The following is a 14,627-nucleotide window of genomic DNA, read 5'->3' as shown; positions in this document are numbered from 1 at the left end:
TACCTGTGCTTTAGCTTTATATTGATTGTAATTTTATTTCGTAAAAAAGCCCCAAAGTTGCTAACAACTTTGGGGCTTTTACGTTGGACGTTATACGATTAGCTTTCGCTATCTGAGTCATCAGCCTCTAGCTTTTCAGCTTGCGTGGGCTTTTTATGCTCCGTTTTAGGCTTACGGCTACGTGCCTTTGGTACTTTTGGCGTGGTCAAATTAAACATACCAGTTTGCGGCAGCAGTTGTTCAGCCACATTTTCAATCATGTTTTTATAACTGGCAATCGTGGTTTTTGATTTAGCAGCCTGACTGTCGTCTTTGCCTGCTTCTTTGGTATTGGTAGGTTGCTCTACCTTAGGCTCATCTGCTGGCTTAGTTTTTTCAACGTCAGCTTCTTGAGTATTAGCCTCTTGAATTTCAGCAGCTTCGCTATCGTCATGTGCCCCGTCAATCTTTTCAGCTGCTACGTGCTTAACAATCACAGTGCCTTCATTCGACGGCTCGTTAGTTGCTTCTACTAGCGCTTGATCTGCTTCTAACAACTGCTCGCTATGAGCACTGATATTATCAGCCTGAGCTTGATTGGCTAGAGTATTTGCCTCAACATTATGAGCATCCACATTGTTATCATCATGTTCAATAACCGCTTGCTCAGTATCAGCCGCTTGTTCGGTCGGTAGACTCAACACTGCGGGCTCCTGATAACTAGGATGTTGACCACGTGGATCGTTGCCAGCACGCTTACCAATGGCGCGTGGTTCGACGTCTGTTTTACCTTGCGTTGCCGCAAACTGACTGACCGCTTGTGTCATCGTTTCAAAGCGCGTCAGGTAATCTGCCGCCAATGGCTGATAGCCATAGTTGCTAAAGTCGAAATTGCTATCCTCAACTTTGGTATCAGCAGTCGGTGTGACGCTCGTTTCAATGTTGGCTGATTTGTTAGCTGATTTTGCTTGCTGCGTATGTGCATCGATAGCAGCAATAAAGCAACTAATGACACCGTCATTTTTCAAACGACTTTCTGCATCTGTTAATGCTTTACGAACAAAATCACCAACGGTGCCACGAATAGTCGATGGGCTTACCACTGCAGGCTCAGCTACTGGTGGTTGTTGAGTTGCTTGCACTTGCTGACTACGAACCACACGTGGATCATTACTAGCCTGACCAAACTTCTCAGCAGTCACGTAGCGTTTGGCAAATAATGCTTCGTGCGTTAGTGCCAGTGCTGAGTTGTTCTTATCATTTGCGCTATGACTGTCATTGGCATTGCTAACATCGGCGTCACTGTCGGTAGTAGCGTCAACAGTGTCACTATTCGCTTTTTCTGTGGATTCTGATTCGGGCTGCTTTGGTGCTATTGCTACGCTGTCCACGTCGGTATCCACAGATTTTGAATGGTCAGCTTGGTCTTTGGTAGCGCTGTTAGATGTTGGTTGCTCATCTATAGCAGGTTTTTTGACAGTAGCGTTACTGTCTGTTTTCGGGGCATTATTTTGTCCCTTGTCCTCAGTGGTGTTAACGTTAACATCATCAACATTAACATCATGAATTGCTACAGTGCCTTCGTTGTTACCCTTAACAGCAGCTGTTTCAGGAGCAACTTTTTTGTCATTGCTCTGCTGATTGTCACTTTGCTGTGTACTAGCTTCTTTTTTACTGCTTTCTTTATTAACATCATTTACTGACTTTTGCTTTTCAGTAGACTGAGGTTTTGTCTGTGTAGACTTACTGTCATCTAGAGACAAGTGCACGACTTCTGGCGATTTCAGATCAACGGCTGCTTCATTGACCTGTAGCACGACTTCATTAGGATCTTGATTTCGACGCGTATTCGAGTGATTTTTTCGGCCGTTTGCACCTGTCGTCGCTTGCTGATTGGGTTGCTTAATATTTTCAGCTGTTAGTGTCTCGCCGCGCTCTAACTTGCCACGTGAGCCGCGTTGACTATGCGATTTACGCTTCGCACGAGTTTGCTCATCTGCCGTATTACTGTCTTTATCAGCATCATCATTGCGCTCGTTTGTATGGTGGCTACTGTCTTGACGACTGCTGTTTTGCTGGTTATTGTCTTGACGATTGTTGCGGTTGCGCTCATTCGTGCGTCTGGTATCCTGCTGACGTTTGTTTTGATTGTCAGCCTGCTTGTCATCAGCGTTATTTGCCGCACTATTTACGGCATTGTTCTCGGTATCAACGCTTGCTTCATTGCTCGACTCTTCTGCCTGATCTTTTCTTTGACGAGGTTTAGAAGATCTAGATTTACGTGGCTTACGTCTTCTTTTATCTTCATTACTGCTATCATCATCGGTGTCGCTGTCTGAGCTACGACGCGCTTGTTGACGATTGGCATTGTTGTCGGACGGTTGTTCGTTATTTTTCTGACTGTTCTGCTGATTTGCTGGTACGTTGTTCGATGCACCCGTTGATATATTACTCAGGGCACTGCTATCAACTTGTCCAAATGAGCCTAAGCTTTGTGCGCCATTATTTACTAGTGCTTCAATGGCTTCTGCTGCATCACGACTACTGACGCTAGGCGTCGTTGAGGCTTGTGGTGCTTGCGTAAATAGGTTTGATAACCACGCCACTGCTTGTGGCTGAGCTGCTGTCTCAACATGTGCAGGAGCTGTAGTTGCTGCTACTGGAGCAACAGGGGCAGGGGCTGCCACACTCTGGTTGTTGTTTGCTTGTGGCGCGCGCGCCGATGAAACGTTGGTCGTATTTTTATTGTTACGATGGTCGTTGCTGTGTTTGCTATGCTCAGCTGTACTGGTCGATTTGTTTGATTGGTTAGCAGTATTAGTATCATTACTCGCTACCTGACGTGGCTGGCGCGTTGGCTGTTGCTCTGGACGCTCTTTTTCAGCCGTTTGCCAGTCAACTTCATAACCCAAATCGCTATGTTCTTGCGCTGTATCCGTAATACGCTCATAACTTGAAGGCGCAAAGCCATCACGGTTAAAGTGTAGTTTAAAGTTAGGCGACTCTAAATGCGCGTGTGGCAAAATCGTGATACGCGTGCCACTGTCTTGCTCAAGATAAACTAAAGCATCACGTTTTTCGTTTAATAAAAAGGCGGCGATATCTGTTGGAACTTCTGCTTGTACTTCGCCTTGACGCTCTTTTAGCGCGATTTGTTCAATCTGACGCATAATTGATAGTGACAATGAGCGCAAGTCACGAATCATGCCGTTACCATGGCAGCGTGGGCAGATATAACCGGTTGACTCTTCTAGCGATGGACGCAGACGCTGACGGCTCATTTCCATCAAACCAAACTTAGAAATATCACCAAATTGCACGCGTGCACGGTCATATTTGGTGGCATCGATCAGACGTTTTTCGACTTCTTTTTGATGCTTATTGTCATTCATATCAATAAAATCAATGACAATCAAACCACCCATATCACGCAAACGTAGCTGACGAGCAATCTCATCGGCTGCTTCTAAGTTAGTGTGGTAAGCGGTCTCAGCGACATCTGAACCTTTGGTCGACTTGGCTGAGTTGATATCGATAGAGACTAGTGCTTCCGTTTGATCAATAACGATTGAGCCGCCTGATGGCAAACGCACTTCACGTTGATACGCGGTTTCGATTTGCTTTTCGATATTAAAGCGCGAAAACATCGGCTCATAGTCGGTATATTTGCGTAGCTTTTCTGCTTGTTTTGGCATAACCGCATCGATAAAACCCGCCGCTTCGATATAAGCGTTTTCATTATCAATCCAAATCTCAGCGATATCATCACGTAGGTAATCACGAACAGCACGGGTTACGACGCCTGCTTCTTGATGTACCAAGCGCGGCGACGGGTATTTTTGATTTTGTTCTTGAATGGCTTGCCAGATATTCAGCAAGTGGTTTAAATCGTGCTGCAAGTCTTCTTGAGTTTTACCAATACCCGCAGTACGAATGATGACACTCATACCTTTTGGTAAATCAAGATTGCTTAGCATACGCTTCATGTCTTCACGAAGTTTGCCCGAGATTTGACGTGAGATACCGCCGCCACGAGGGTTGTTTGGCATCAATACCAAATAGCGACCTGCTAAAGAGACATACGTCGATAGGGCAGCGCCTTTGTTACCGCGTTCCTCTTTTTCGACTTGGACGATTAATTCATCGCCTTCTTTGATCAGTTTTTTGATATTTTCGTCACGTGGATTACCGCTTAAGTATTCAGCAGAGATTTCACGAATGGGTAAAAAACCTTGGCGCTGTGAGCCGTATTCGACAAACACCGCTTCAAGCGATGGCTCGACACGGGTCACATGACCTTTATATATATTGGATTTTTTTTGTTCACGAGTACGGTTTTCAAGATCGAAATCGTAAAGATGGTTGCCTTTACATAAGGCGACACGAATTTCTTCGTTTTGAGTAGCGTTGATCAAAATGCGTTTCATATTTGTATCCTATGAGTACGCATAACAACGACGAGACGGGCTTTAGAGCGCAATGGCAAGTATGGCTAATATTTAAATTAGCATGGGCAGATGTTAATCAACGATAGAACGTAAATCATGGGTTAATAAAGCACTTGGGCTTTGTCAATGGCTTGTTTTTTACCTAAAGTGTGTTAGCAAAACTAACGTAAATATAAAATTTATAGGGTGTAAGGCTATCTATTTATATCCTATTATTGATAGGTTTGGTACAAATATTAATGCGTCAGCATGCGATTCAGTTTTACTATCAGCAAGCTTTATTGGTAGTCATGCCAGCTTACTTTGTAAGAGCAGGCGACGGGTAATGACGAGATTCAATATACTGATATTCAAAAGGCGTTATGCTGCTGCAATCCATCCATCAAAGTCTAGCAATAATATCGCTGTTATAAATACCATTATATGAAATGGTGATATTCAGCAATTATTTGTTTAGGTAAAGCAATTGGTCACTCTTTATTTATCGTTCTTTCTGGTATAACGTCAATAATATCTTGGGTGTTTTACGGTTAGGTGTCGCGGCTCCGGTGATCAGCGGGGCGTACTTGGCAAACAGAATAAATGACCAAACTATCGGTGTGGTGCTGTATTTATATCTTTTTTATCGTTATCTGTTTGACCACCAATACGTAGGCAGCTATCGATATACTTCTCGATCCTAATGCTAAACAACCCATACTTGCTCAACTACACTTGCGTAAAGGACCGCCAGATAACCAGTCATTAAATCATGAATAATTATCAAATAAAGTCGTTGTCATGCAGGTTGTGAGTCAATGTAGTGTCATTATCGGTCAATAAACAGGCATTTAGCCAAACTTATCAACGCTGAATTTATGAACACAAAGGTATTTAGTGTCACTATTAATTCTATGGTACTGAGTAAAGTCAGTACGATACTTTCATTTTACAATTTATGGGGACATATCTATAAATATCTACAAGTGATATTTCTAAACAGATACTGCGCCCTAAAATCCGATTAAACATACAATGTTGGCAGGGTATACCGCTAATACCTTTTCACTAAAAGTTCGTAAAAATGGTAATGCACTATTTAGAACAACAACAACGATTATTGCTGCAGTCTCTGCTTAATTGTCGCTCAACATGCTAAACTATAGCAAATCTTTCTGTAAATACCTAACTAAAAATGACGAAGCCAAAAATGACTGACGACGCACCTACCCATGAAGCCCCTGCTATTTTTAATAGTAAAACACGCCCGCAAAGCGCTGATGATGAAATCAGCAACTTTGGTAAGGTAAATTATCTTGAAGTAACCCGCCATCAACACGATCAGCGCTTGGATAATTTCTTACTGAACCGTTTAAAAGGTTTGCCAAAACCGCATATCTATAAAATGATTCGCTCAGATGAGATTCGGGTCAATAATAAACGCTGCAAAGCGCACGATAGAGTACAGCGTGAAGACGTGGTACGTATCGCGCCAGTGGTACTTGCTACCCGCGAAAAACCAATTATCAGTGCCGAGTTTGCTAAAAACTTGTTAGCGCGCGTAGTGTATGAAGACGAAGGAATGCTAGTGCTGAATAAGCCTTCTGGCATCGCCGTTCACGGTGGTAGTGGTTTGGACTTTGGTGTTATCGAAGCCATGCGTGAAGTGACAGGTAAAAAATACCTAGAGCTGATACATCGCATTGATAAAGATACCTCAGGTCTATTGATGATTTCTAAAAAACGCTCAGCGCTAAAAGCGTTGCAACAGCATCTTGTCGATAAAACCATCCAGAAGCATTACTTATGTATCGCCAAAGGTCAGCCAGCATTAAATGAGCAACGCATTGATGCGTCATTACTACGCTATACAGTTGCTAGTGGTGAACGCCGCGTCAAAGTAGATGCGCAAGATCCGCAATCTAAGGAAAGCCAGACGGATATCGTCGTTCATGGTCGTTTTATGATTGCTGATCAGCCAGTGAGTTTAATTGAAGCCAAACCGCTAACCGGTCGCACTCATCAAATCCGTGTGCATTTGGCGCATATTGGTCACGCTATCTTGGGTGATGATAAATATAATGTGCACGATAAATCAGGCGTCCATCGCCTGTGTCTGCATGCGTGGCGTTTAGACATTCCAGGCTATGAAACTATTACTGCACCGCTACCAGATGACATGGCAGATTGGTTGCCAGAGCAAGTTAAATTGCCTGAATAAGTCGCCAAATAAAATTTTTAAGCATTAACTTTAAACGTCACGAACGCTTATTTTTCTTAATAAGTCGCCGTGACGTTTTCGTATCTACCATTTATTATTGATATTCGTTAAGGTCTATTTATGAGCAATCAATCTGTCGCTAGTATCTCTAGCGCTTCCAAAGGAACTCAGTTATCAGCCAGTCATCGTTTAGCGGACAAGACGCTGATTATTTTTGATTGGGATGGGACGCTGATGGATTCCATTGGATTAATCGTTGAGTCAATGCATGTGGCAGGAGAGGCGCATGGTTTTCAGACGACCGATAAAGCAGTACAAGACATCATTGGGCTGAGCTTAATGAATGGCATTGAGATTTTGTATCCGCAAGCCAATGACACGCAAAAGCTTGCGATTCAGCAAAGCTATGCAGACCACTATATTGCCAACAGCCACAGTACACCGCTTTTTGCGCCGATAGAAGGGATGTTGCAGACCCTACAAGCCCAAGGGAAAAGCCTCGCGGTTGCAACTGGTAAAAAGCGAAAGGGCTTAGACCGCGTATTAGATGCTTCAGAGAGCCACCATTATTTTGTGATGACCCGCTGTGCCGATGAGGCAGGCTCAAAACCTGATCCGCAGATGTTGACCGATATTTTGGATTATACGCAGCAGCAAATCGCCGATGCTGTTTTCATCGGTGACAGTATCTACGATATCCAAATGGCAACGAGACTGGGCATGACCAGTGTTGCGGTGAATTATGGTACAGCATCACCTGCAGAGCTCGCCGCACAGCAACCCACGTATCAGGTTGACACGCCACAAGCATTGGCTGAGCTACTATGCACTTAACTAAAAGCACTTAAATAAAAGCACTTAAATAAAAATATTTTTAAATGCTAAAAAATGATAATAAAGAAAGGGTTTATCGATAATAACGATAAACCCTTTTTACTTGGAGACGATGATATTTGTTTGTTTTATTTTTGAGCACTATCCTTATTGAGTGCTATCCTTCTGAGTACTTTCCTTTTCAATAGCGTCTTTTTCGATGTTATCTTTTTCGATCGCTTCTTCCAACTCAGCGCCTTCTAGTAACGCAAAAGAGGATTCAATGATTTTGTCTGCATCGAGCTGATACTCATACCAGTTGCCCATGACACCAGCCAGCTCATCAAGGCCTTCTTTTCTTAGTGCTGAAAATAGCTGAATGCTACAGTTCAATCCCAGTTCTTTCAGTCTTTTACGAGTATTAAGTAACGCATTTTTAGATGCGCCATACTTTAGCTTATCTGCTTTGGTTAACAAGATATGCACTGGCAATTCGCCATCATTTGCCCAACGTAGCATTTGCTCGTCAAAGAATTTCAATGGATGACGAATATCAGTCATGAGCACCAAACCTGCAAGGCTTGAGCGCGCCACCAAGTATTCTTCTAGCTCAACCTGCCATTCTTTTTTCATCTCAAGCGGTACCGCTGCGTAGCCATAACCTGGTAAATCCACCAAACGTCTATCAGCATCACCAATACTAAAAAAGTTAATCATCTGTGTACGACCAGGCGTTTTAGATGAGCGTGCGAGTTGGCGTTGGTTGGTTAAGGCATTAATAGCAGAGGATTTACCTGCGTTTGAGCGTCCTGCAAAGGCAACTTCTAAGCCCATATCGGGTGGGCAGAGACGAAAAGTAGGCGCTGACATCATAAACTCAGTTTGCTGAATTTTTTGACGAGATTTAGTGTTGAACAATGCATGTTCGGCGGCGACATCAGTAAACGGGGTACTCATAAATGGCTCATTAATCTTTAAGAAATTGGATACGGTTATAAAATTTTAATCAACTGGTTGTCGAGAAGACAGTGCATTAGACAAAAAATCGTTACGAAGTTATTCATCATAACTTTCAATGTTTATTGGTCATAAACACAGTCATTTCAAGTTATCGACTATTCTATACTATTACTTATCTTACTTATTGAAATAACTATGATTAGCATCACATAAATGACAGAATACCATTAAAATAAGCGCTCATTAGAGCAAGTTGCCGCTTTTATTCATGCGTTACCAAAGCCAAACTATATTTATCTATATTTATACGACATACATTGTTACAATGTTTAATAAGATATATTGAACGAACGACGTTTAATAGCAAGATTGATTAAACGAGAGAAGCATCAAAAGGAGGTGTTCTATGGTTTCAATCAATGCACTTTTTAGCCAGACCTATCGAGTTTTAGTAGGTAGCGGAGCGGTATTACTGCTCAGTAGTGCCATCATGACTAGCGCTAATGCTGCTGATATTGCAGCCACCTATGATAACTCATGTGCTGCCTGTCACGATAGTGGGGCGCTGAACGCCATCAAAAAAGGTGATAGTGCCAAATGGCAACAGCTTATCAAACAAAAAAGCATGCCGACACTTATTAATTCTGTTAAAAGTGGTATGACGCAGATGCCTGCTGGTGGTCTTTGTAACAGTTGTAGCGACGATGATTATCGTAAGTTGATTGAGTACATGAGTAAGTGAGACGCTGACCGATAAAGCAACACAATACGACACACTATAAAACAACTTAAAAAAGCGCTGGGGTTTTTAACCTGTAAGCGCTTTTTGTTTTTTGTTGGCATACTTGTCTATGTGTTAGAAAAACTGATGGATGTGACGATTAAGTAGGCAAATGCTACAAAGTCTTGCTATAATAATCGAAAATAAACCCTGATGTTAGTAAGTACTTTCAGACTGCTTGTGGCCAAGACCTTAAAACATATACCTACCTAACCAATAGTAGGGTGGTTTATATAAGGTATCTTATCAGTGCAATCACTCTAAATAATGCTTACGCCGAGCTAGTAGGATTTGTATCAATGAAAAAGTTAATCGCTGCTGCCAGCTTATGCGTTGCAAGTTTCAGCGTACAAGCTGCTATTATTGTTCCTGAGTACGACGTCAATGCCGGTAAGCAAATTGCAGAAACGGTTTGTGCTGCTTGTCATGGTGTTGATGGTGTCAGCGTTGTCCCTGCGCAGCCTAATTTGGGTGGCCAAAACGTAAAATACCTTTACAAGCAGTTGGTCAACTTTAAAGCAGGTTATCGCAAGAACGGTATTATGCAATCACAAGTTGCAAACTTATCGCAGCAAGATTTAGCCAACGTTGCTGGTTATTATGCTAGCCAAGCGCCTTGGGGTGTTGGATTTGGTAATCCTGCGACCAACCAAGAAGCCACTAAGCTATTCTTAGGTGGTGATAAGTCACGCGGTGTCATCGGTTGTGCAGGCTGTCATGGTCCAGATGCTGCTGGTAATACTTGGGCGGCATTTCCACGCTTAGGTGGTCAGCATGCACAGTACATCGCAACTCAGCTAAAACTATTCCGTGCGGCTGGCCGTGTTGATGATGTTGATAGTGATGAGCAAAAACGTGTCAATGATGCTGCGAAAGAAGGCGATATGGGCATGATGCAGACAGTCGCATCGAAACTGTCGGATCGTGATATTCGTATCTTGTCAGATTATATCAGTGCTGTTCACTAATTGATTGATATCAGCTACGAGTGGCTAATGCACGTTACCTCGCTGAAATTAATAAGCACTTGACCATATATCCGCCATTGTTTCATTATTAAACCCCGATTTCGGGGTTTTTTTATAACTGTTCATCCCTTATATTATAGAGACCTTATAGTCACTCCATTATAAAAGAGTCGCTGCATTAATCCCGCTTGAAGTATTGAATAGATATTTGCTTTTGGTTACCTTGTGCATCTTTTAAATTGAATTGACTATATAAAATAAAACTGCTTACAGAGGCCTATCATTGCTCTGTATCATGATAAATTATCGTTATTCACTTTATACCAAACCCACAGACTATGATTAGCGGTGTCAAACTTGTTTCGTCTACAATACGTAGTACGGACACTCGTTTTCCTAGCTATTCTCATTTTTGTGAAAGGTATTAGATCGTTTGGATTTAGATTATGATGATCCGTTATGCTTCTTATTTTATCGCGGCACTGCTACCGCTACTGCTGTTTCGTTGGTTTGCACCAGCATCCATTGGTGAGATTGACTTTTGGTTACTCTGGCTATTGGCTATGGTATTGGTATCCTTGCCCGTTGTTTATGCGGAAATTGCCTTAGCCTACCGTAGTGTTGATGCGCCATTAGCAGGGATGCAAAAGCTTACTCGCGAAGCAGATGCCAGCCCAATATGGCGTAGTTTTGGTTGGCTCGCCGCGCTGGTCTCTATTCTGATTGCGGCGTTAGTGGTCTCAGGCGCGAGCACAGGTATTTTGGCGGCATTGACGGAGCTTAATAGCGCTCCTGCTATACCAGATTTTGTGATCGCTGCTGGCTTGATGGTCATTGCTGTGTTACTCAGTTTATTGGGCGTTGCACCGTTACCGATTGGCCTAGGATTAATGGTGATAGGTTTGTTGCTAGGCGTGGCAAATGGCCTACCCAATATTGACTTTGCGATGACTGATATCAGCTTAAATGAATGGGCGCGTGCAGTCGCGTTAGCGTTGGTTAGTGTGGGTGCAGGCACAGGCTTATACTGGTTTGGTCAAAACTTGGTAACGAACCAAGTGGCAACAGCAGTAGACACAGACAATATCAATGCGCAAAAACCTGCTCGCAGCCGTGCGCCGAGTGAGTATCGGGCAACCAAATTGGTACTCCCGATTTGGATATTACAATTGTTCGTTGGGGTTGTGGCGTTATCTATTAGTGGCATGGCATTGCCACCGATTGGACAGCTATCGTATTGGATAGGGGTGTTATTTGTCGCCAGCTATTTGCTGCATTATAGTACCCAGCAATTAGCGCACAAGTTTGGGCTACTGGTCAGTTTGGTATTAACCTTTGTCTTGGCGCTTTTGTTAGTCGTTATCATACCAACTGTGTGGCTGGTCGGACTTTTAGTGATTATTAGCAGCATAGCGGTATTATTGCTGTCTATCTTTGCGGGTTGGCAGATGAAAATTAGTCATCTGCGTAAGTCATTAAATTTTGGCAATGAAGCGTTTTATAACTTATGGCGAATAGCGATTCGTTTGATTGTGCCACTAGCACTGTTATTGGCATTGATAGGTTGGGTGATGCAGTGGTTGAGTTAACTGCTAATGGCGTTCAATCTGATAATAATTGTGCGCCGTCATCTGAGCAGACCATGCTAATGACTGTTTATTTGGCATATGCTGAAGATGGAAAATGTCAGCATTATTTGACCCTACAAGTTAATGATGAAACAAGTTTGTATGAGGCATTGAGGCAGGCAGGATGGTTGGTGAAATTTCCAGCGTTAGCACGTTGGTGTGAGCAAGTGGCAGATATTACCACGCCAACGGCGAAGCGTTGGCATGTGGGTATCTATGCACAAAAACAGCCGCTCAGCTATCGCTTGCAGCCTTTTGATCGTATCGAAGTATATCGCAGCTTAAGCGCTGATCCCATGTCTCAGCGCAAAAATAAATCTCGAGTTTAAGCGATGTTGCGCCATCTATCATTAAAGCCAGTTGCCGTTCTTGATTATGAGGCAGGCAGGCTTTCGATACCTTCAATACGATTGACCAAACCATTATTATCAAAGTAGATAATTAAGTGCTGACTGGCATTTTTGACGTCAGCAATACCTTTGCGGCTACCTTCTGTCCCTGCTTTGTAATCGTAAATATAATCCCAACGCTTAGGTTCTAAGGTGTCTCTAATAGCTGGGCTACCAAGGATATAGAGAACTTGGTTTTGATTCATACCCACTTGCAGTTTTTGCGCTTGTTCTTGAGTGATGGCAGTGCCTTGTGGCAAATCAATCTTATAAACACTCAATAATGAGCAGCCAGACATAGCGACAGTAGCGCTAAGCATACTGGTTATGACAATCTTGCGTAATACGCTTGTAGGGCTTAACGGACGAAAAGTTAATGTCTTTATCATGGTAAGATGACTCATAAGAAATGAATTAGGCGCAGCCAGAGGTTGTTAATGCGAGTCTGGCCGACAATCTTGGACAAATGATACGTCATTTACTTGCAATTTCCTACCACTTACGACATTATTTACCAAATGCTACCTGAGTCATTTTATTATTTATATTTTAAATTCATAGACTTGCGTTAGGATTATTATAGAAAATAACAGGCTTGGAAATCACGTCAAATCAGCCAGTCTGCTGTTATTAAAATGTTTCATATACTATAAAAAATAATCATTAACGATTATTTATCTCATATTTTAGGTTCTTTATTTGCTAAGACTGTCACAGTCAGAAGGGATATTATGGCTTCTTTTACCAATCAAGATTTACGTAAAGCGGGATTAAAAGTCACTTTACCTCGCATCAAGATTTTAGAGCTACTAGAGAGTGCAGAGTTGCATCATATGAGTGCTGAGGAGGTTTATAAGGCATTGATAGAGCAAGGTGAAGATGTGGGTTTAGCGACTGTCTACCGAGTGCTGACACAGTTTGAACAAGCTGGTATCGTCGAGCGTCATAACTTCGAAAATAATTTATCGGTGTTTGAGATTACCCAAGAAGGCCATCATGACCATTTGGTTTGTGACGTTTGTGGCAAGATTATAGAATTTCATAATGAAGTCATCGAAGAAGAGCAGCTTAAAGTCGCAGAAAAGCATGGATTTAAGTTATCAGGTCATTCATTGGTGCTATACGGTATTTGTAATGACCAAGAGTGTCGGGATAGCATCAAGTAATTTTTTAATAGGTGAGCATGATCTACATTTGATATCGTTTTTATTGCGTTATCGCTATGTATAAAATAGGAAAAGCCCTCATAATAATATGAGGGCTTTCTTATAAGTTTTTATGGCAAAAACGAATAACAACGCTCAAAAGCCATGCTTAACTAATATCTAATGATAAGTTATCCGCACCTTCATCCAGATTGGCGGTGCCATTCTTACTACTGAGTTTGATTTTTAGGCGTAAATCATTAGGAGAGTCAGCATGAAGAATGGCTTCTTTATAGGTGATTTCTCCTTGCTCATATAAGTCAAAAAGAGCCTGATCAAAGGTTTGCATGCCGCTATCCCGCGATCGTGTCATGACATCTTTGATTTCATGAACCTCGCCTTTACGGATATAGTCACTAATCAGCTGTGAGTTCAATAAAATCTCAATAGCCGCACGGCGTCCTTTACCATCAGGAGTTGGGATGAGCTGCTGCGCAATAATGGCTTGCAAGTTGAGCGACAAATCCATAAATAACTGATTGTGGCGACTGGTTTCAAAAAAGTGAATGATACGGTCAATCGCTTGGTTGGCGTTGTTGGCGTGTAAGGTTGCAAACACCAAATGCCCTGTCTCAGCGTATTGGATCGCGTAGCTCATGACTTCACGGTTACGAATCTCACCAATCAAAATAACATCAGGTGCTTGGCGTAACGTGTTTTTTAGCCCTGCCTCAAATGAATGGGTATCGATACCAACTTCACGCTGGGTAATAATACAACCACGATGTTTGTGGACAAACTCGATAGGATCTTCGATGGTAATGATGTGACCATGCGAGTTTTGATTACGGTGTCCGATCATAGAAGCAAGGGTCGTTGATTTACCTGTACCCGTTGCACCCACAAGCAGAATGATACCGCGTTTTTTCATTGCCAACTCTTTTAACGCGGGCGGCAAACGCAACTCTTCGACAGTCGGAATTTTATTCTCAATTTTCCGTAAAATCATCCCTGCCATATCACGCTGTATAAAGGCACTGACCCGAAAACGTGCTTGCTGTGCTTCATCAGCAATGGCAAATTGGCACTCGTTGGTCTCTTCAAACTCTTTTTGCTGGTTGGGTGTCATGACGCCTTTGACCAATCGCATGGTTTGCTCAGCGGTTAAAGGCGTTTTACCAACAGGCAAAATTTTGCCATTCACTTTCATGGAAGGCGCTACATCAGCGGTAATAAAAAGGTCCGAGCCATTTTTATTGATCATTAACTGCAATAGTTTATCAATGTCCATATCGTACCTGCATTCGATGTAAATC

The 14,627-nt window shown here is 42.5% G+C and carries 11 protein-coding genes; 7 read left to right on the top strand and 4 right to left on the bottom strand.

Features of this window, described 5'->3' with window-relative positions; translation table 11 throughout:
- Nucleotides 1–98: 98 nt before the first annotated feature.
- Nucleotides 99–4,406 carry an Rne/Rng family ribonuclease gene (locus tag JMX82_RS05970; RefSeq protein ID WP_201539850.1) on the bottom strand — a complete coding sequence of 1,436 codons (4,308 nt, stop codon included), beginning with the start codon at nucleotides 4,404–4,406 and terminating at the stop codon, nucleotides 99–101.
- Between the two features lie 1,210 nt (nucleotides 4,407–5,616).
- Between JMX82_RS05970 and JMX82_RS05965 the strand changes: the two genes are divergently transcribed.
- Entirely contained in the window at nucleotides 5,617–6,627 is a 1,011-nt protein-coding gene (locus tag JMX82_RS05965) for an RluA family pseudouridine synthase (protein ID WP_201539849.1), read from the top strand.
- A gap of 120 nt (nucleotides 6,628–6,747) precedes the next feature.
- Nucleotides 6,748–7,461 (top strand): HAD-IA family hydrolase, encoded by a 714-nt coding sequence (locus JMX82_RS05960; RefSeq protein ID WP_201539848.1) that lies wholly within the window; start codon nucleotides 6,748–6,750, stop codon nucleotides 7,459–7,461.
- Between the two features lie 147 nt (nucleotides 7,462–7,608).
- On the opposite strand, the gene yihA is transcribed toward JMX82_RS05960, so the two are convergent.
- Nucleotides 7,609–8,397 (bottom strand): ribosome biogenesis GTP-binding protein YihA/YsxC, encoded by a 789-nt coding sequence (gene yihA / locus JMX82_RS05955; RefSeq protein ID WP_201539847.1) that lies wholly within the window; start codon nucleotides 8,395–8,397, stop codon nucleotides 7,609–7,611.
- A 409-nt stretch (nucleotides 8,398–8,806) separates the two neighbouring features.
- Here yihA and JMX82_RS05950 point away from each other — a divergent pair, with 409 nt between their 5' ends.
- The 4 genes from JMX82_RS05950 to JMX82_RS05935 all read left to right on the top strand — a co-directional run bounded on the left by JMX82_RS05950 (nucleotide 8,807) and on the right by JMX82_RS05935 (nucleotide 12,106).
- A complete protein-coding gene (locus JMX82_RS05950; protein WP_109592356.1) occupies nucleotides 8,807–9,142 on the top strand; it encodes a c-type cytochrome in 336 nt (111 codons plus the stop codon).
- A 338-nt stretch (nucleotides 9,143–9,480) separates the two neighbouring features.
- Complete coding sequence (locus tag JMX82_RS05945) at nucleotides 9,481–10,149, top strand: c-type cytochrome (protein WP_045443487.1); 669 nt, start codon at nucleotides 9,481–9,483, stop codon at nucleotides 10,147–10,149.
- Between the two features lie 446 nt (nucleotides 10,150–10,595).
- The gene (locus tag JMX82_RS05940; protein ID WP_201539846.1) at nucleotides 10,596–11,738 is read left to right on the top strand and encodes a hypothetical protein; all 1,143 of its coding nucleotides are present in this window, start codon (nucleotides 10,596–10,598) and stop codon (nucleotides 11,736–11,738) included.
- A complete protein-coding gene (locus JMX82_RS05935) occupies nucleotides 11,726–12,106 on the top strand; it encodes an RnfH family protein (protein WP_227676383.1) in 381 nt (126 codons plus the stop codon). The genes JMX82_RS05940 and JMX82_RS05935 overlap by 13 nt, the downstream gene beginning before the upstream one ends.
- Before the next feature lie 44 nt (nucleotides 12,107–12,150).
- On the opposite strand, the gene JMX82_RS05930 is transcribed toward JMX82_RS05935, so the two are convergent.
- Nucleotides 12,151–12,570, bottom strand: coding sequence for an outer membrane protein assembly factor BamE (locus JMX82_RS05930; RefSeq protein WP_201539845.1), 420 nt, complete (start codon nucleotides 12,568–12,570; stop codon nucleotides 12,151–12,153).
- A 327-nt stretch (nucleotides 12,571–12,897) separates the two neighbouring features.
- Here JMX82_RS05930 and fur point away from each other — a divergent pair, with 327 nt between their 5' ends.
- Nucleotides 12,898–13,332: a ferric iron uptake transcriptional regulator gene (fur, locus tag JMX82_RS05925; protein WP_045443492.1), complete on the top strand. Its 435-nt coding sequence runs from the start codon at nucleotides 12,898–12,900 to the stop codon at nucleotides 13,330–13,332.
- Nucleotides 13,333–13,480: 148 nt separating this feature from the next.
- Here fur and JMX82_RS05920 read toward each other — a convergent pair whose 3' ends face one another.
- On the bottom strand, nucleotides 13,481–14,602 hold the full coding sequence (locus JMX82_RS05920) for a PilT/PilU family type 4a pilus ATPase (RefSeq protein ID WP_055123483.1): 1,122 nt from the start codon (nucleotides 14,600–14,602) through the stop codon (nucleotides 13,481–13,483).
- Nucleotides 14,603–14,627 lie beyond the last annotated feature (25 nt).

The sequence above is a fragment of the Psychrobacter sp. 1044 genome (assembly GCF_904846525.1).
Taxonomy (GTDB): Bacteria; Pseudomonadota; Gammaproteobacteria; order Pseudomonadales; family Moraxellaceae; genus Psychrobacter.
The sequence above is the reverse complement of the archived record's forward strand: the minus strand, read 5'-3'. Positions and strand labels throughout refer to the sequence as shown.